Here is a 17,751-nt window from a genome sequence, read left to right on the forward strand (position 1 = left end):
GGGCCTAGAGGCAGATCACCCTTCCCCAGCAGAGTTCACGGGACTAGTTAACTACTGCGGGCATGGCGGCACAATAGCGTTCGGCAAGCCAAATTTTCGGCTGCAGCCCGGGGCGGTCAATGCCCTGGTGGCCGATGCGGGGGCGGGCCGGGGTGCGGAGGCTGGGGTACATGTTTGTGCAGGTGCGGCGGACGCGGGCCACCGTGCGGCGGATGCGGGCCGGGGTGCGGCGGCGGGGGTGGTGGGCTGCCGTGCGGCTGCGGGATCTGCGGGGCCATTTGCACCGTCCCTCCTTCGTCGGTCTCGGGATCTTCATCGGATTCCTCGGTCGCGAGCCCGTAATAGTCGTAGAGTTCCTGCTCCTGGGTCTCCGTGATCATGCCGCGGTCGCTGTCGATGCGTGGGCCGTTCTTGACCTTGTCCTTGGCGAAAGCCACCCTGATCACCGAATTCTCAAGACTGGCTCCCGAAAGCGGAGCGAAAGACTCGGACATGCCGAACAAGCCGGTCCGCACGGTGACGAATACAGGATCCCCGGAATCACCGCTGGTGAAGACCTGTTCCACTGAGCCGATTTTCTCCCCGGCGGCGTCCACGACAATCCCTCCGTTGAGGACGATGTTGTCGATGTCCTGCAGGCTGAGCATGGGGCGCATCCTTCTCGTCTGGGTTTCCGGCCGTGCAGGCCAAGCTGTTCTACATTCTGTCCTGATTCCCCGCCCCCGGCGACAGGCACGCGCCGAACGCACTCACTGTCCGGTGGCTCCGGTGGCTGCGAGCACTGCCACGGCCGCAAACACGGTCAGAGGCGCGACAATCAGTCCGAAGATCGCATAGCCCTTCCACGTAATCAGGACATTCATCCGCGCGAGCCGGTCGTGCCACAGCAAGGTGGCGAGGGATGCCCAAGGGGTGATGATCGGGCCCGCATTGACTCCGATCAACAACGCCGCCATCCGCACAGGCGTCCCAGCCAGCGGTTCTGCGAGCAGGTACGCAGGCAAATTGTTGAGGACATTCGAACCGGCGGCGCCCGTCGCGGCGAGCCGAACCAGATCCAGGAAGCCATGGCCTTCTCCGGCCAGGTGACCCAGCAACACAGGAGCTCCCAGATGCCTGACGGCCTCCATCACCAGAAAGAGGCCCGAAGCGAACAGCAACAAGGACCAAGGAATCAAGGAAACCTTGAGAGCCCGGGGGCGCCGGAACGCGAACATGATGCCCAGCACAACAGCCCCGGCCAGGGCCGGGATCCATACCGGGACCCCCGACACCAATGCGGGCAGCAGCAACGCCAGAACCACAGCACTGCATCCGAGCAGAACCCGGTCCGCCGCCGCAGGCCTGGATTCAGCTCCGGATGGCTGATCCGGCCTGATCCGCCCGACCGGGATCCGTGAATAGCGCTTGCGCAGATCCCGCCGGAAGACGATAGCGATGAACAACAGCGGTACGACGACGGCCGCAAGGGAGGGTGCCCACATCAGGCCGGCGAACCCGCCCGGAGTTATACCGCCAAGGCTGTGCTGGGCCAGAAGGTTGGTCAGGTTGGAAATAGGCAGCAGCAGGCTTGCCGTGTTGGCCAGCCACACCGTCGTCAGCGCGAAAGGCAGGGCCGGCAGTCCGGCTTGTCGCGTCACGCTGACCACTACCGGGGTCAGCAACACTGCCGTTGTGTCCAAAGACAGGAAGACGGTACTGAGCGTCGCGAAGACGGCCAGGAACAGCCATAGGAGAATGCTGTATCCGCGGCCCCAATAACGGAGCCGACGGGCAGTCCAAAGGAAGACTCCGGCCTCACTGCACAGCTCGGTCACAACCGTCATCGCGACGACGAACAGCAGGATCGGAGCCACCCGGTCCACGAGTGCCATCAGATCGGTGAAAGGCAGGGCGCCGGTGGCGATCGCCACGGCACCTGCCACAAGCAGAACCGCTCCAATGATCGCCAAACGCATGAACGGAGTCTATTCCCCGGCGTGCGATCCTCTGGCCACCAACGCTAAGCTCGGATCACGTCGATTTTGACTGAATTCCTGCTTGACGGAGAACATAGGTGCAACTGTGACGCTTGCCGAGGACATTTTCAACCGGCCAATTCGGACCCAATTCGAGGCTTTCATAGACGAGCACCGGCGCGCGCTCAATGACTGCTTGAACGGGTTGACGGAGGAGCAGTCCCGGCGGTCATTGGTCCCGTCCCGTACCACCTTGCTGGGCCTCGTGAAACACGCGACCTTCGTGGAGAAGGTCTGGTTCGACGAAGCCATCACGTGCCGTTCCCGTGCCGAGATCGGTATCCCTGCGACGCCGGACGAATCGTTTATCCTCGATGACGGCGACACCATCGCGTCAATCCAGCAGGCACACCGCGAGGCATGCGAAGCATCGCGCCGGGCGACATCGTCCTTGGGGCTCGACGACATGCTCAACGGCAACCGACGCGGCCCGCTCCCGCTGCGCTGGGTCTACCTCCACATGCTCCGCGAGCTTGCTCAACACTGCGGGCACGCAGACATCCTGCGCGAGCAGATCACCGCACCCAAGTGACTCGCAGTAGATGTCGTTTAGGGCGCTCTAAACGACATCTACTGCTAGCTAGTTGGGCAGGAGTAGCGGCAGCGGGTCCTACTCGATCCCCGCGAACAGCTCGTTAAGTTCGGCTGTCAGCTGTTTGCGCATGGCCGGGGTGCCGATCTCCCTGCCGTCCACATGGTTGACGGGCGCGATGAGCCGGATGCTCGAGATCAGCCACACCGCATCGGCGTCGAACAGGTCTTCCGGGACCAGCGGGCCGTAGCCGAGCTCCCATCCCGCTGCCTTTGCCTTGGCGAAAAGGGCGTCCTGGGACGTGCCCGGCAGGATGCCGCTGTCCAGTTGCGGAGTGATGAGGCGCTTGACCGTGCGTACCGCGCCGGCGCCGTCGTCGACCGTTTCAACGTGGGCCAGCAACACCGTGGAGGTCGGACCCTCCAGAACACGGCCGTCTGTTGAGGTGAAGATGGCGTCGTCCGCGCCTTGCTTGTGCGCGTAGCGCAGCGCGGCCATGTTCACCGCGTAGGAGAGAGTCTTGGCGCCGAGCAGCAGCCAGGGGGCGCGGTCGCCCGCCTCGGTGTCGAAGCCACGGTCAAGGAGTACGACGTCGATGCCCGTCTCGCGCTGCCGGCGACTGCCCGCGGGGGACGGCGAAGCCTGGACCCAGCACGTGGGAGTCGAGGCGCCTTCGACTCCGCGTGTCACGAGAAGCTTGACGACTACCTCGTCCTCGGCTGGGCTTGGCGCGGGGAAGGTGTCGCGGAATTCCGTGATCGCGGTGTCGATGGCACGGCGCCAGACGTCCTTCCCGGGAATGTCGAGGTCCAATGCGCGGGCTGAACTCTCAAGCCTGTTCAGGTGCGCTTGCACCTTGCGCGCACGGCCCTCGACGGCGAGCAGGGACTCGAAGACGCCGTCACCCCGGGTGGCACCCAGGTCGGTTGCCATGAGCTGCGGCTGGCTGGAATCGGCGATGCGGCCGTTTTCGAACGCGGGATCCAGGAAAACGAGGACCGTCGGGGCAGGTAAAGTCATGCTTCCAGCTTAGTGCTGGCCCACAGGACGAGCAGTCGGGAGCGGCGCGCCAGATAGGCTGGGGTGATTGTTGGTTCGTTCATTGGTATTGATAGTGGGGGTGTGGGGTGCTGTTTCCTTTTCAGTTCGGGACAGAGTGGACTTGGCTCCTCGGCGCCTGGGCCATCGTTGAGATCGTGCTGCGCGTCGTGCTGCTCGGCGTCATCCCCGGAAACCGCCGCCCCACGACGGCCATGGCGTGGCTCCTCGCCGTCTTCCTCGTTCCGTCTGTCGGATTCGTCCTGTTCCTGTTGTTCGGCAATTTCCGCTTGTCCCGCCGTCGTCGGGAGCAGCAGGAGCAAGTCAACGATCGGGTGCGTGCAGGCACTTCGGCGCTCGCCGACGTCGTGAGCAATTACTCGGGACCCGAATGGGTGACCTCGGCTGGTGAACTGAACCGGCGCCTCGGCTCGCTGCCGATGGTGGACGGCAACTCCGTGGAGCTGTTCCCCGGCTACGAAGAGTCCATCAAGGCCATGGCGGAGGCCGTCCGGGGGGCCAAGAAGTTCGTCAATGCGGAGTTCTACATCATGAGCAGTGACTTCGTCACGGACGACCTCCTCACCGAGTTGGAAAACGCAGCAGCGCGCGGTGTCAGCGTCCGTCTCCTGTTCGACCACATCGGCACGCTGCGGATCCCAGGCTACCGGCGGCTTGTCCGCAGGCTGAAGCGCGGCCAGATCCAGTGGCGCCGCATGTTGCCGTTGTTGCCCATCCACGGCCAGTGGCGCCGTCCGGATTTGCGGAACCACCGGAAAATCCTGGTGATCGACGGCGAAATCGCCTTCACGGGCTCGCAGAACCTGATCGAGCCCTCCTACAACAACCCCAAGCACCGGCGCGCCGGACGTAAATGGGTGGAACTCATGGCGCGGATGGAGGGGCCGATCGTTGCTACCCTCAACGTCGTCTTCGCTACCGACTGGCTCAGCGAAACCGATGAATCCCTCGAAAACCAGTTGCAGGTCGCAGTCCGGGCGACGCCCGGCCGAATGACGGCCCAAGTGGTTCCCAGCGGCCCGGGGTTTGTCACGGAAAACAATCTGCGCCTGTTCAATACGCTGATCTACTCGGCCCAGCACCGCATCTCGATTTGCAGCCCGTACTTCGTGCCCGACGATTCGCTGCTGTACGCCATTACGACGGCGGCCCAGCGTGGCGTCGACGTGGAACTTTTTGTCTCCGAGAAGGGCGACCAGTTCCTCGTCCACCACGCCCAGCGCTCCTACTACGAGGCGCTGCTGGAAGCCGGGGTACGGATCTACTTGTACCGCGCGCCGTACGTGCTGCACGCCAAGCATTTCACCATCGACGAGGAAGTGGCCGTCCTCGGCTCCAGCAACATGGACATGCGCTCCTTCTCGCTCAACATGGAGGTGTCCGTGATGCTCCTGGGCGCCGAGGCCGTGGACAGCATGCGATCCGTGGAGTCGAGCTACCGGGAAATGTGCCGCGAGCTGACCTTGGAGGGCTGGCTGCACCGGCCGATGCTTGCCAAATACGTGGACAACGTGGCGCGGCTGACCGCCACGCTGCAGTAAGGCTCAGTCCTCGGCGCAGGCCTCGTCCGCGGGTTCGCCGTGGATCCTCGACAACAGTCCGTGGAGCTGCTGGAGCTCATCGGCGGAGAACCCGGCAAAGGCCTCCTGCTCGACGTCGGCCACCGCAACTTCAATCGACGCCACCGCGCGCTTGCCTTCCGCAGTGATTTCGACGATATGGCGACGACGGTCGGCGGGATCGCGGCGTCGTTCCGCAAGTCCTTCGCGTTCAAGGTCGTTCAGGACCGCTACCAGTCCGCTCGCATCGATGGAGAGGGCATCAATCAGGCCTTGCTGACTGAGCGGCCCGGACTCGTCAAGCCGGCACAGCAGCACGGCATGCCTTGGGCTGAGCCCGGAGGAGTCCAACGCTTGGCGGAGTCGCGTGTTCATGATGCGCCCATGGCGCGCCAAGAGAAACCCCAGTTGCTTTCCTGCTGCCGAAGAACTCATCAGGAAAACCTTATCACCGAGGAAATTATTGATGATCTCCAATCGTTGTCACTCATAAACGATCTCGGCGGCACGGGCCGAGCAGCGTGAGCTTTCTACCTAAGGAGTTCCCATGAACAACCAGGCTCCGCACCCTACTGTGGTGGTTATCGGCGGGGGCTACGGTGGGATCTCCGTAGCCAAGGCCCTTGACGAACACGCGACGGTTACCTTGGTGGAGCCCAAGGACGCTTTCGTGCACAACATCGCGGCCCTCCGATCTGTGGTCCAGCCGGATTTCCTGCCGCGGATGTTCCTTCCCTATGACCGTCTGCTGGCGCACGGCACGGTACTCCGTGACCGCGCAGTCCGGGTCGACGGGCATACCGTCGAGTTGGCTTCCGGTGCCAGCCTGGCGCCGGACTACATTGTCCTCGCGAGCGGTTCCAGCTACCCCTTCCCGGCCAAAAGTGATCGAGTGGTCACCACCGACGCCATCGCCCGCTACCGAGCCGCGCATGACGACCTCAAACGCGCCGACAGGGTGATGCTGCTGGGCGCCGGGGCTGTAGGCCTTGAATTTGCAGGCGAGATCGCGGCTGCATGGCCAGAGAAGGACATAGTGATGGTGGATCTGGCCCCGGACATCCTTCCCGGGCCGTACGATCCTCGGCTGCGGGTTGAAGTCAACCGGCAGTTGGATGAACTCGGCGTACGGCGAATTCTGGGGCATTCGTTGGTGCAGTTGCCTCCGGTTCCTGCGGGTGAATTCGCCACCTTTACCGTCAGCACTACGGACGGTACGTCCATCCAGGCGGACATCTGGTTCCGCTGCTATGGAATAGCCCCGCAGACGGACTATGCGGCGGGAGACCTCCTTGCCGCACGGACCGCCGAGGGCTACCTGGACGTCACCGGCGAACTCCGCGTTGTGGGCTTCGATAACGTCTACGCCTTGGGCGACATTTCGGCGATCGACGTGAACAAAGCCGGCGTCGCCGGACGCGAGGCCACTGTGGTTGCCAAGAACATCCAAGCCCAGATTGAGGGCTCCGCGGAACTGGCCGCTTACACGCCGTCGAAGCCCGTCATCATCCTTCCGTTGGGACCGTCCGGCGGCTCGGGACAACTGCCCGACGGTGAGATCGCCAGTCCGGAGCTGATCTCCCAGATCAAAGGCCAACACATGATGATCGACCGCTACGTCGAAATGTTGAACCTTGGCGCATGAGCCGGCTGCGGCATCGCCTGGAAGCTGAGGCCAGGGTCAGTACTCACCCTTGATCACGAAGAAGGAGCCGCGGATAACTCCTGCTAGCTTCGACTTCTGGCGAGCGAATTTGAAGCGTGACGCCAGTTCTTCCGGGATCTCCATGCCGTCTGCGAGCTTGAATCCGACCGCTCGCTTCCCGCCGGCCTCGATGCTGTACATAATGTTGATCGACAGCCCGGACTCGTAGAAGACGTAGGCCATCCGCAAACCGTCGACTTCGAAGGCAGTCGCTTCCAGCGGGAGGGAGCTGATGACGATGTCACGCTCGTCCTTCAGGATGCGGCTGACCCGCTCGACCACCTCGGGTACCTCGCTGGCAGGGCTCACAGTGAATACGTGGTTGTACTTGTTCCGGTAATAGCGGCCCTCGTTGGCGCGCAACCCGGCAAGGGCCTCGGCAACGGGCGACGATTCCAGCCCGGCAGTAGAAACATTCTCGAAGTCAACGATGTGCGGCATGCACCCTCCTGGTGAGACGTATTTGGACCAATGCTAACGTGACGACGTTCCGGCGCTCCCGAGGGGGCTTTCCTTCGCGCCGCAATGGGTCGATTCTGGAGTTCCCAGCATGTTTGGAAGCGTTCTTCGGAGGCATCATGGCGCGGAAAAACCAGTCCCCGGCTGTGCAGGCACCGCGCGAGCCAGGAGACGAATACCCTGAGAAGGTCCGAATCCTTGCCGAGGGCCGGTTGGTCAGCGACAGGCTGTGGAACGCGGACCTCGCACCGGCCCGGCAACGAAACTGGAGGGTCCGCAGCCTCTTCGCCCTGTGGATGTGCGATGTCCACAGCATTGCCGGTTACACGTTCGCGGCCGGCCTCTTCATCACCGGCCTGGTGGGTTGGCAAGTCTTCCTGGCCTTGGTCCTCGGCATTACCCTGGTCTACTTCCTCATGAACTTTGCCGGGACGGCCGGACAGAAAACCGGCGTCCCGTATCCGGTCCTGGCGAGGATGTCCTTCGGCCTCTTCGGTGCCAACCTGGCCGCCCTGATCCGGGCACTCATCGCCATCGCGTGGTACGGCATCCAGACCTGGCTCGCTTCGGAAGCCGTGCTGGTGCTGCTGTTTTCCGTGTGGCCCCAGTTGACCTCGCTCGATGGCCCCGACGTGCCGCGCATCCTTGGCCTGACGCCGCTGGGCTGGGCGGCTTTCCTGGTCCTTTGGGCGGTCCAGCTGCTGGTCATCCGCCGGGGCATGGAGACGGTCCGGAGGTTCCAGGACTGGGCCGGTCCCGCCATCTGGGTGGCCATGTTCGCGCTCGCGATCTACATCCTGACGCAAGCGGGCAACAAGTTCAGCCTCTCGATCCCCGGCGTCGCGCCTTTGGACGGCCCGGCAGCCTTGACCCAGTTCTTCTCTGCCATCGCCCTGACAGTCACCTACTTCGCGGCGCTTCTCCTGAACTTCTGCGATTTCTCCCGGTTCTCGCCGGACCGCAAGACCATCCTGCGCGGCAACTTCTGGGGCCTGCCAGTGAACTTCATCGCCTTCGCCCTGGTCACCGTGGTGGTCACGGCCGGGGCGGCGTCCTACTTCACCGCGGACCAGTATGCCGGGCAGGACATGTTCAAGGTGATCACCGATCCGGTGGCGATCGTCCAGGCGATCAGGAATCCGTGGATCACCATCATCGCCGCCGTCACGTTTGTGGTGGCCACGATCGGCATCAACGTCGTAGCGAACTTCGTTTCGGCCTCCTACGACCTCGCCAACGTGGCCCCGCACCGCATCGACTTCCGCCGCGGCGGCCTTATCAGCGCAGTGCTCGCAATCCTGATCCTGCCCTGGAACCTCTTCAGCAGTCCCGTGGTGATCGTGTACTTCCTCGGTGGCCTGGGCGCGCTGCTTGGTCCGTTGTTCGGGGTGATTTTCACGGACTTCTTCCGCATCCGGCACCAGCGCTGCAAGGTCTCGGACCTGTACCACGAGGACGAGAACGGACTCTATTTCTACACCAAGGGCTGGAACCTCAAGGCCATTGCCGCGCTGATCCCTGCCGCCGTCGTCGCAGGTGTTTTGGCGCTCGTCCCGGCACTGCAGACCTTCCTCCCGGGAGGCTCGGGCCTGGGCCCGTATTCATGGTTCGTGGGGGCAATCCTTGCCAGCCTGATCTACTACACGATCACCCGCAACGACGCCCGGACAGTCCGCGCCCGGACCGAGGAGCACGACTGACTCTCAGGTAGTGGGAAACTCCGCGCCGAGGGCCGAGAGCACGCCGAACGCCTTGGTCCGGATTTCGTCGTATTCGTCCTGTGGTGTGGAGTCCGCCGTGATGGCCCCTCCGACCCCTAGGCTAAGCGTGCGTCCGCCGTCGCCGTCGGGACCCATCACCAGGGTCCGGATCACGACGGCGAGATCCGTCGCCGCGTTGAGCGAAAAGTAGCCGATCGCGCCCGAGTAGACTCCACGGGGCCCGGACTCCAAGCCGTCGAGGATGTCCATGGTGCTGATCTTCGGGGCGCCCGTCATGGACCCGGCGGGGAACGCGGCCGCCACGGCCTCGGCCCGGGGTGCTCCGGGTCGCAGCCGGGCGTCGATAGTGCTCACCATCTGGTGCACCGTGGCGTAGCTTTCCACCGCGCATAGCCGGCTGACGGTCACCGATCCGGGCACGGCGAAATGGCTGAGGTCGTTGCGCAGCAAGTCCACGATCATGATGTTCTCGGCACGGTCCTTGAGCGAGGATTCAAGGCCGCGCCGCAGGGCCTCGTCGATGACAGGATCGTTGGCCCGGCCCCTCGTGCCCTTGATCGGCTCGGCCCGCATGCCGCCGTCGGAGGTTATCCGCAGGAAGCGCTCTGGCGAGGTACTCGCGACCGTCAGATCGCCGAACCGCAAGTAGCTCGCGAACGGTGCCGGGTTGCGCTTGCGCAGCGCGAGGTAGCTCTCCCACGGGTCCAGCCCGGGATCCGGGGCGGTCACGGCCGTGGTCAAGCAGACCTCGTACGTGTTGCCCTCCGCGATCTGGTGCTGGGCGTCGGTGATTTTGCTTTTGTACTCGTCCTCGGTGTCGCGGCTGGAGAACTCGAGCGTACCGCTCCCGACGGCGGGATCCCCGGCCGGGTGCCTCGTGCCGGCCCCTAGGGGTGCCGACGCGGACAGCACGGCCTCGCGCGCACGCCCAAGCCATTCGCCGGCGTCGGGAGCATCGATGGCAAGCAGCCAGACGGCAGCGTCACGGTGGTCGATCACCAGGGCCCGGCCGGCGAAGAGCAACGCCGCATCCGGAGTGTCGGCCCGGACATCGCTGCCACCGGTCTCCCGCTTCAGTTCATAGCCGAGGTACCCCAACCAGCCGAGCGTGAATTCGCAGTCATAGCCTTCGGGTGCACGCAAGGCCTTCCGGCCCCACACGGTGTCCAGCCAGCGGAAGAAGGGGCCGGTGGTCTCCACGGTGGCGCATCCGGCGCTGATCCGGGTGGCTCCGGAACTGTGCATTACAGCCTGGCCGAAGGAGCCGCCGTCGTCCGCGAGGATACTGAAGCGGCTGCGTTCGGCCGCGGCATTGAAGGATCCTGCGTCGCCGACTGTGTCCCTGGTGGAGGACGTGTTGGAGGAATCGAGCCAGACGGCGTTGGCGGACTTGGCGTACAGCGCTTGGAACAGGGCCGCGGCGTCCGGGGTTGCGTCGATCCGTTCGGCCTTGAGCTGCAAGCCGCGGCGTGCCGAGAGTTCGGGACCGAGCACGGGGGAGAGCGAGGGGAGGTAGTTCAGCGCCTGCAGGGCGTCATCCGGAGCATCGCCGTCCGCCCGGTTCAGCACCCGGACGTCAACGTGGTCGAGCACGCCGTCGGTCTCCAGCCACTCGTCCTCCTGCGCCGCCCAGCTGTCCCAGAACGGTTCGTAGCTGCTGCCGTCCCGGGCCATCGCACGGTGCCGTCGATCGTCGTCGGGAGCGTCCACCCAGACCACGGCATCCAGCATGGGCCGGGCGGCACTCGCGGCTGCCCCGACGCCCTCGACAATCACGATTTCGGCAGGCAGGGTGACGTGGCTGCGGCCGTCGTAGTGTTTCTCCCAGTCCCAACTGACCCACTCGGCGGCGTTCCCGTGCCGCAGTGGTGCCAGGACAGTGGTGACGTATCGCTCGATGCCCGCGGCGAGGCCGTTCCAGCCCGGATAGATGTCCTCAAGATGGAACAGCGACACCTTGTGATGCATCCGGAGGCGGGCGGCAAGTTCGACGGCGAGGGTGGTCTTTCCCGCGCCTGAGCGGCCATCGATAGCGATGATCACGGGTGCTGGGGTCATGAAATAGAGCGTACCTGCTGCGGGTCGGGGTGCTGTGCGTGCTGCCTGGCGGCAAGGACGTCCCGGGTGGAAGCGACGATGCCGGGGACGGCCGCTTTGATGAGGTCCCAGGTGACGTCGAAATCGTGATGGCCGCCGTACCAGGGATCCTCGATGCCCAGGTCCAAGGTGCTCCGGCCTGCTACGGACGGGTCGAAACTGCGCAGCATCCGGATCTTGGCCAGTGCCTCCGAATCCGGGGCGGCCTCGTGGAGCCAACCGTAGTGATCCACGTCGAGGGCCAAAATCAGGTCCCGCTCCCGGAACCACTCCTCGCGCCAACTCCTCGCGATGTGACCCTCGGAGCGGATGCGGTGTGCCGAAAGGACCCGGGCTGCGCGTGGATCGATGGGGTGTCCGGCCTCGTAGGACGTGGTTCCCGCGGAGTCCACAACCACCGCTCCACCGAGCCCTCCGGCGTCGAACGCTTCAGTCAACATCAGTTGCGCCATGGGTGAGCGGCAGATGTTTCCCGTGCAGACGGTGATGATGCGGTATGGGCTCAACGCTGAGTACATGGAGCAAGCATGGGGGATACCACCCTGTCTTGGCTAGTGAAAATTACAGAATTTGTAAAGTCGCTGGTGGAGGCGTAAAAGCGCCTGCACCCTGGCGGCTTGGTCAGGAAATCCGCAAGTGCTCCAGGACTTCCGCAGCCCCGGGGTAGGCGGCTTGGGTGCCTTTCTTGGTGGTGGCGAGGGCTGCGGCAACCGAAGCGAACGCCGCGGCTTCGGCCAGGGTTTCCCCCGCGGCGAGGCGGGCCGCTATGGCTCCGGTGAAGGCGTCCCCTGCACCGGTCGTATCCACGGCATTGACCTTGGTGGGTGCGATCCGCGAGATCTGTTCCCCGGATACGGCGAGCGAATCCAACACCACTGAGCCGTGGGAGCCGAGCGTAACCAATACCCGTTGCAATCCCCGCTCGGCGAACTGGCTTCGGACAGGCTCCCAGGCGCTTGCGTGCGCGCCGGGGTGGGGCATCTCAGCGTCGCCCAGGAACATGGAGGCCTCATGGGCGTTCACCAGCAGCACATCGCTCAAGGCGGCCAGGCTTTGCGGGATCTCGGCGTATGGCGAGAGATTCAACAGAACCGTTGCTCCGGCGTCGTGCGCTGCTTTCGCGGCAGCCTCCACGGTCTCAAGGCTGACCTCCAGGCAGAGGCAGAGCACCGCGGCGTCGTCGAAGGCGTCCGCCGACACGTCCGCCGGGGCGAGCGTTCCGTTGGCACCGGCCGAAATGATGATGTTGTTCTCACCATGCGCGTCCACCGCGATAACCGCGACGCCGGTGGCCACCTCCGCGGCACGGCGGACGCGCGAAACGTCCACCCCGGCCCCTTCCGTGGAGGCGATGAGCATGTCACCGTTGGAGTCGTTTCCGACCGCGCCGATCAGGCTTACCGTGCCGCCTAGCTTGCTCGCAGCGACGGCCTGGTTGGCACTCTTGCCGCCGGGATTGACCGCAAATCCGTTGCCGTGGACGGTTTCGCCCGGGAGCGGGAGCCGCTCGCAATAGATGGTCAGGTCGGCGTTCAAGGACCCGACGACGACGATCCTGCGGTTCATTTTTCAACCTCGGCTTCGAGGGGCTTGGGGATGAGCAGCGACGCCGCGAAGGCGGCGACAGTGATGGCAAGGCCCACGACGACGACCGTCAAGTACGAGGCCTTGGTGTCGCCCAGCGCCGAGGTCGCCACAAGGACGGCCGGCAACACCAGGAAGCTCAAGCCGGCGCCGAGGTTGAAGGCGCCGGCGTTCATGCCGGGCAGGAAACCGGGGTTGCCGGCAGGGGAGAGGACAACTCCGAGTCCGTTGAGCATGATGTTGACCGTACCGGCGTACATGATGCCGAGCAAGGCCGTTCCCACGATCATGATCGGCAGGCTGCTGAGGCCGAAGAACGCGATGATTGCCAGGGCCGCGATGCTGCCCAGCATTCCGATGCGCAGGACTTTGGTGTAGCCGAGCACGGGCGCGAGCCGGCCGCTGATGGGTCCGAATACCCAGCCGAGGAGGGCGTACGGCGTGAGGATCATGAGTGACATCTCGGTGGGGCCAACCCCGAATCCCGGTGCCGCGGCCTGGACGTAGGCCGGGACGATGCCGTTGATGACTGCGAAGATGCCGGTCATGGCGAGGGTGGTGGTCAGCAGGGGCGCCCACGTGGAACGCTGGCGGAGGTGGATCGTTTCCACCATGGGTTGCTTGGAGCGCTTTTCGGTCCTCCAGAACGCGGCGAACGCGGCCGCGGCGACCACAATCAGTCCGATCGCCAGCATCAGCGTCCCGGAAGAGAATGCGCCGACCAGCTTGGATCCCTCATTGAGGGCTGTCAGGAGTGCGCCCACCGCGATGACAATGAAGAACACGCCGCGCCAGTCCATGCCTGTACCGGCGGCAGGCTTGCTCTCGCCGGCAAGGATGGCGATCAAGGCCGTGGCCACGATTGCGAGGCCGACCATGAGCCAGAAGATGCTGCGGAATCCGAAGTGCTCGGCGAAGTAGCCGCCCACGAAGGAGTCGACGCCGGCAACGCCGCCGTTGACTGCCGTGATGAGGCCCATGAGGGCTCCGTACTTGCGCGGGTTGTTGACCGCGGAGCGCAGCATGATGAGGCACAGCGGGACGGTCGGGCCGCTGACGCCCTGGACGATGCGGCCCACGAAGAGCCATGTGACGTCGGGCGCCATGGCTGCGATGACCGAGCCGACGGCCATGAGCAGCATCATGCCGAGGAGGATCTTCTTGCGGCCGACGATGTCGCTCAGGCGCGGCAGAAAGAGTGAGAACAAGGCCGCGGCGGTGAAGAACCAGGTCTGGGAGAGGCCGATGACTGCCTGGTCCGTGTGGAGTTCGTTGCCCATGGTGACCAGGGCCGGGCTGAGCATGGAAGCGTTGAGCTGGAAGGCTACGCAGGCGGCCAGCAGGGCAACCATGAGGGCCGCGACGTTGCCGCGGTTGGTCTTGGTTTCGTTGATGAGGGTGGTCATTTACTTGGCCTCTCCTGCGATGCTGCCAGCCACGGCGGCGGCGGGAGCGCCGCCGTCCTCGGGCTCGCCGATGCGGATGATCGCGTCGGTGACGAGGTTCCAGAACTTCTCGTGGTCGAGGTCGACGGCGACGGAGGTGTGGCAGTCGGCCGGTGCGGGGGCGCGGAAATCGGCCACGGTCATGCCAAGCGTGAGCTTGCCCTGCAGTTCGATATCGACGGGGACCTTGCGGGTAGTCATCACGCTGGGGTCGATGACGTAGGCCACGGCGCAGGGATCATGCACCGGGGGATAGTCAAAGCCCTGGGCGCCCTTGTAGGTCTTGGTGAAGAACTCCATCAGTTCCATGACGAACTTTGCCGGCTTGGTGCCCACGGCGGCGATCTTCTCAACGACCTCGGGAGTGGCCAGGGCCTGGTGCGTGAGGTCCAGACCGACCATCACCACGGGCCATTTTTCGTTGAACACGATATGGGCGGCCTCGGGGTCGATGATGATGTTGAATTCGGCCACGGCACTCCAGTTGCCTACGTGGTAGCCGCCGCCCATCAGGACAACTTCCTTGACGCGTTCAACGATGCGCGGCTCCTTGCGGGCGGCCATGGCGATGTTGGTGAGTCCCGCAGTGGGGACCAGGGTCACTGTGCCCGGCTCGTGCGCCATGATCGTTTCGATGATGAGGTCGACGGCGTGGCGCGGGTCCAGCTCGATGGCGGACCGGGGTTGCTCGGGGCCGTCCATGCCGGTTTCGCCGTGGATGTCCGGCGCGGTTTCGATGGAGCGGACGAGTGGGCGGTCGCAGCCGGCGGCAAAGGGAACACCGGTGATGCCGGCGATCGTGCCCACCGACAAGGCGTTGCGGGTGACTTTTTCGAGGGTCTGGTTACCCACCACCGTGGTGACGGCGAGCAGTTCGATGTCCGGGTTGCCGTGGGCCAGCAGCAGGGCCACGGCGTCGTCATGCCCGGGATCACAGTCCAGGATGATCTTCTTGCGTTCACGGGTCATGGTGGGGTCCATGTTCATCTCCACGTCATTGGGGCCTGCCGATGCAGGGCGCTAAAGCATTCAGAGGAATTCTGGCACTGGCTTGCGTCTTACGTCAAACGCTTAACGCTCATTGCGTCAAGCGTTTGATGCCTTGCGGCGAGGGAAGGGGCTGATTCCCGCTACGATCGTTGTATGGAATCCGCGGAACGAGTGCACCGGGCCTCCAACCGTACGCAGCGCGTCACCGCGGCGATGGTGGCCTCCCTGGCAGGGGTCTCGACTGCGACCGTGTCCCTGGTTGCCAACGGCAAAACCCAGGGCAGGGTCTCCGAAGACAACATTTCACGGGTCCGCCAGGCTATCGCCGAACTCGGCTACGTGGTGGATGGCATCGGCAGTTCTTTGGCCAAGGGCGTGAGCTCGATTGTGATCCTTGTGGCGCCGGACATTTCCAACCCCTTTTTCGCCAAGGTCATCGCGGGAGTCCGGGAATCGCTCGGATCCGAATACCAGCTGTTGCTCTCCGTGACCGACGCCGGTGAGTTTCCCCGTTCGGAGGACGTCCGAAAGCTTCTGGCCCTTCGTCCCGCCGGTCTGCTGGTGGATGCGCCCAACGCAAGTTTCCTGGAGGAGCTATCCGTTGCCGGGCCGCTGGTCCTTCTCGACGCCCCCGGCCTCGAAGCCTATGCTCCATCCGTGAACCTCGATGTTGCCCATGGCGCCCGTGAATTGGCCGCGCATCTTGCGGCCTCCGGGCACAAGCGGGTTGCCTACGTGGACAGTGTGACGGGCACAGCCACGTTCGAGGTGCGCCGGGCGGCGTTCCTGGATGAGGCAGTCTCCTGCGGCATTTCCGTTGCGGACGCCCACATCATCGGTACCACCATCGACGTCGGCGCTGCCGCGGCTGCCTTCGCAGCCGCCTGGCCGGACTGGCAGCGTGACGGGGTCACCGCCGTCGTCTGCGGAACGGACACCCACGCCTACGGTGTGTTGCAGGAAGCCCGAGTGGCCGGTGTCCGGATTCCGGAGGAACTCGCTGTTGCCGGCTTCGATGACCTGCCGTATTCGGCCACGAGCAACCCGAGCCTGACCAGTGTGCATTTGCCGGCCACTCCGTTGGGACTCAAGGCCGGCGAACAACTCCGGGGACTGATGGAAGGCCGTGAGCTGGAACAGCCGCAGCTGACGCTTGAGAGCTCCTTGGTGGTGCGCGGGTCCACGCGGTAGGTTTCCCCCGTCGATTGCTGAGCAAGTGCCGTTTTGAGGCTGGAAAACGACATTTGCTCGGCAGTCGATTGCTGGCCTAGTGGATGACAGCGAGCAGGACGCCGACGGACATGAACAGCACGCCGAAGGTGCGGTTCAGGACCTTTTGTCCGTGCTCGTTGTGCGTGAACCGTTGGAATGAACGGGCTGCCAAAGCGAAGAAGAACCACATGACGCAGATGTCGATGAAAACGATCGTGCTGCTGAGGATCAGATATTGCGGAATCAGTGGCTGCTCGGGGCGGATGAATTGCGGCATGAAGGCCAGGAAGAAAACAATCGCCTTCGGATTGAGCAGGTTGACCCACACGCCTCGCTGGAACATGGACCATGCTGGCTCGTTCCGTCGGGCCTCCACTTTCTCCTTGTCCAGGTCAGGCCGGTGGAGGAACTGCCGGATGCCCATGTACACCAGATATGCGGCTCCCGTGTAGCGGATCACGTTGAAGACCACAGGCGAGCTGGAGACCAGAACACCTACCCCGAGCGCCACGACCAGGATGTGGATGATCAGTGCCGTTTGCTGGCCCAGCACTCCCCAGATGGAACGGCGGAATCCGGAGTTGAGCGAGTTGCTCATCGTGGAGATGGCGCCGGCGCCGGGAGTGAAACTGATCAGGGTGCCGGCGCCTACCAGTGCCAGCCAAAGCGAAATTTGCACCAATCCAGCTTATGCCCGGAGGGCGGTGCGGCAGGACATGCTGATGCGTAGTAACCGACGAGCGGTTACCAGAGCGACTCAACTAACGGGAAGCTATGGAATTCTTGATCGGCCGTGATGACCACCATCGATTCCACAATTGCTTGGGCGGCGATCAGCCTGTCGAAGGGGTCCCGATGCTCCCAATCGAGTTTCCCGGCCGCAAGCGCGTGCACGCTCCGGATGGGTAGCTCCTCGTTGCACAGTTCGGCGACGTGCCGGGCATAACCCAGGAGCAGTCCCTCCAAGCCCGGAAGCCTACCCAGCTTGTGCTTGTAGCCGATCTCGTAGGCGCTGGCGGATGATGCCACAAGACGATTGTCGAATGACTGGATTGCACGTCTTGCCTTGGGTGAGAGCTTCCTTGGTTCAGTGAGGGCCCAGATCAGGGCATGCGTGTCGAGGAGGTAAGGGGTGCTTCCCACAGCGCAAGTTCCTCCTCGTCCATGGGCTCTAGGAAATTGTCCGGGAGTTGCCCTTTGACGAATCCAAGGCGGCGCTTGGTGGGCCGCTCGATCTTCACGAGCCGGGCAACGGGCTTGCCGGCTTTGGCGATGACCACATCCTCGCCCCGTTCAACCATGTTGAGAAGCTCAGAAAGGCGGGTCTTTGCCTCCTGGACGTTGTACTGCGCCATGTTGACCAAGTCTAG

At 64.1% G+C, this 17,751-nt stretch carries 18 protein-coding genes; 5 read left to right on the plus strand and 13 right to left on the minus strand.

Annotated features, from left to right (window positions below):
- Positions 1-116: 116 nt before the first annotated feature.
- Both AB0323_RS14065 and AB0323_RS14070 read right to left on the minus strand, forming a co-directional pair.
- Positions 117-647: a PRC-barrel domain-containing protein gene (locus AB0323_RS14065; protein WP_366177864.1), complete on the minus strand. Its 531-nt coding sequence runs from the start codon at positions 645-647 to the stop codon at positions 117-119.
- 102 nt (positions 648-749) lie between these two features.
- Positions 750-1,958: an SLC13 family permease gene (locus AB0323_RS14070; protein ID WP_366177865.1), complete on the minus strand. Its 1,209-nt coding sequence runs from the start codon at positions 1,956-1,958 to the stop codon at positions 750-752.
- 82 nt (positions 1,959-2,040) lie between these two features.
- On the opposite strand from AB0323_RS14070, the gene AB0323_RS14075 reads away from it, so the two are divergent.
- Positions 2,041-2,550, plus strand: coding sequence for a DinB family protein (locus AB0323_RS14075; protein ID WP_366177866.1), 510 nt, complete (start codon positions 2,041-2,043; stop codon positions 2,548-2,550).
- Positions 2,551-2,628: 78 nt separating this feature from the next.
- Here AB0323_RS14075 and AB0323_RS14080 read toward each other — a convergent pair whose 3' ends face one another.
- Positions 2,629-3,570 (minus strand): aminodeoxychorismate lyase, encoded by a 942-nt coding sequence (locus AB0323_RS14080; protein WP_366177867.1) that lies wholly within the window; start codon positions 3,568-3,570, stop codon positions 2,629-2,631.
- Positions 3,571-3,677: 107 nt separating this feature from the next.
- Here AB0323_RS14080 and cls point away from each other — a divergent pair, with 107 nt between their 5' ends.
- A complete protein-coding gene (gene cls / locus AB0323_RS14085) occupies positions 3,678-5,150 on the plus strand; it encodes a cardiolipin synthase (RefSeq protein WP_366177868.1) in 1,473 nt (490 codons plus the stop codon).
- A gap of 3 nt (positions 5,151-5,153) precedes the next feature.
- Here cls and AB0323_RS14090 read toward each other — a convergent pair whose 3' ends face one another.
- Positions 5,154-5,603 (minus strand): MarR family transcriptional regulator, encoded by a 450-nt coding sequence (locus AB0323_RS14090; protein WP_366177869.1) that lies wholly within the window; start codon positions 5,601-5,603, stop codon positions 5,154-5,156.
- Positions 5,604-5,715: 112 nt separating this feature from the next.
- Here AB0323_RS14090 and AB0323_RS14095 point away from each other — a divergent pair, with 112 nt between their 5' ends.
- A complete protein-coding gene (locus tag AB0323_RS14095) occupies positions 5,716-6,813 on the plus strand; it encodes an FAD-dependent oxidoreductase (protein ID WP_366177870.1) in 1,098 nt (365 codons plus the stop codon).
- Positions 6,814-6,849: 36 nt separating this feature from the next.
- On the opposite strand, the gene AB0323_RS14100 is transcribed toward AB0323_RS14095, so the two are convergent.
- Positions 6,850-7,314, minus strand: a complete 465-nt coding sequence (locus tag AB0323_RS14100) for a phage tail protein (protein ID WP_366177871.1) — start codon at positions 7,312-7,314, stop codon at positions 6,850-6,852.
- 137 nt (positions 7,315-7,451) lie between these two features.
- On the opposite strand from AB0323_RS14100, the gene AB0323_RS14105 reads away from it, so the two are divergent.
- On the plus strand, positions 7,452-9,032 hold the full coding sequence (locus AB0323_RS14105) for an NCS1 family nucleobase:cation symporter-1 (RefSeq protein ID WP_366177872.1): 1,581 nt from the start codon (positions 7,452-7,454) through the stop codon (positions 9,030-9,032).
- 3 nt (positions 9,033-9,035) lie between these two features.
- Here AB0323_RS14105 and pabB read toward each other — a convergent pair whose 3' ends face one another.
- The 5 genes from pabB to AB0323_RS14130 form a co-directional block, all read right to left on the minus strand.
- Positions 9,036-11,111 carry an aminodeoxychorismate synthase component I gene (pabB, locus tag AB0323_RS14110; RefSeq protein WP_366177873.1) on the minus strand — a complete coding sequence of 692 codons (2,076 nt, stop codon included), beginning with the start codon at positions 11,109-11,111 and terminating at the stop codon, positions 9,036-9,038.
- The gene (locus AB0323_RS14115) at positions 11,108-11,668 is read right to left on the minus strand and encodes a low molecular weight protein-tyrosine-phosphatase (protein ID WP_366177874.1); all 561 of its coding nucleotides are present in this window, start codon (positions 11,666-11,668) and stop codon (positions 11,108-11,110) included. The genes pabB and AB0323_RS14115 overlap by 4 nt, the downstream gene beginning before the upstream one ends.
- A gap of 103 nt (positions 11,669-11,771) precedes the next feature.
- A complete protein-coding gene (locus tag AB0323_RS14120) occupies positions 11,772-12,716 on the minus strand; it encodes a ribokinase (protein WP_366177875.1) in 945 nt (314 codons plus the stop codon).
- Complete coding sequence (locus AB0323_RS14125) at positions 12,713-14,140, minus strand: MFS transporter (protein ID WP_366177876.1); 1,428 nt, start codon at positions 14,138-14,140, stop codon at positions 12,713-12,715. Before AB0323_RS14125 ends, AB0323_RS14120 begins: the two co-directional genes overlap by 4 nt.
- Complete coding sequence (locus AB0323_RS14130) at positions 14,141-15,160, minus strand: nucleoside hydrolase (RefSeq protein WP_366177877.1); 1,020 nt, start codon at positions 15,158-15,160, stop codon at positions 14,141-14,143.
- A 162-nt stretch (positions 15,161-15,322) separates the two neighbouring features.
- On the opposite strand from AB0323_RS14130, the gene AB0323_RS14135 reads away from it, so the two are divergent.
- Positions 15,323-16,360, plus strand: coding sequence for a LacI family DNA-binding transcriptional regulator (locus AB0323_RS14135; RefSeq protein WP_366177878.1), 1,038 nt, complete (start codon positions 15,323-15,325; stop codon positions 16,358-16,360).
- 76 nt (positions 16,361-16,436) lie between these two features.
- On the opposite strand, the gene AB0323_RS14140 is transcribed toward AB0323_RS14135, so the two are convergent.
- From AB0323_RS14140 to AB0323_RS14150, 3 genes are all read right to left on the minus strand, one after another.
- Complete coding sequence (locus AB0323_RS14140; RefSeq protein WP_364539007.1) at positions 16,437-17,060, minus strand: LysE family transporter; 624 nt, start codon at positions 17,058-17,060, stop codon at positions 16,437-16,439.
- A 65-nt stretch (positions 17,061-17,125) separates the two neighbouring features.
- Positions 17,126-17,524 carry a type II toxin-antitoxin system VapC family toxin gene (locus AB0323_RS14145; RefSeq protein WP_366177879.1) on the minus strand — a complete coding sequence of 133 codons (399 nt, stop codon included), beginning with the start codon at positions 17,522-17,524 and terminating at the stop codon, positions 17,126-17,128.
- The gene (locus AB0323_RS14150; protein ID WP_366177880.1) at positions 17,485-17,736 is read right to left on the minus strand and encodes a type II toxin-antitoxin system prevent-host-death family antitoxin; all 252 of its coding nucleotides are present in this window, start codon (positions 17,734-17,736) and stop codon (positions 17,485-17,487) included. Before AB0323_RS14150 ends, AB0323_RS14145 begins: the two co-directional genes overlap by 40 nt.
- Positions 17,737-17,751 lie beyond the last annotated feature (15 nt).

Origin of the sequence: Arthrobacter sp. NPDC080031 (assembly GCF_040702485.1) — a bacterium.
Classification (GTDB): domain Bacteria; phylum Actinomycetota; class Actinomycetes; order Actinomycetales; family Micrococcaceae; genus Arthrobacter.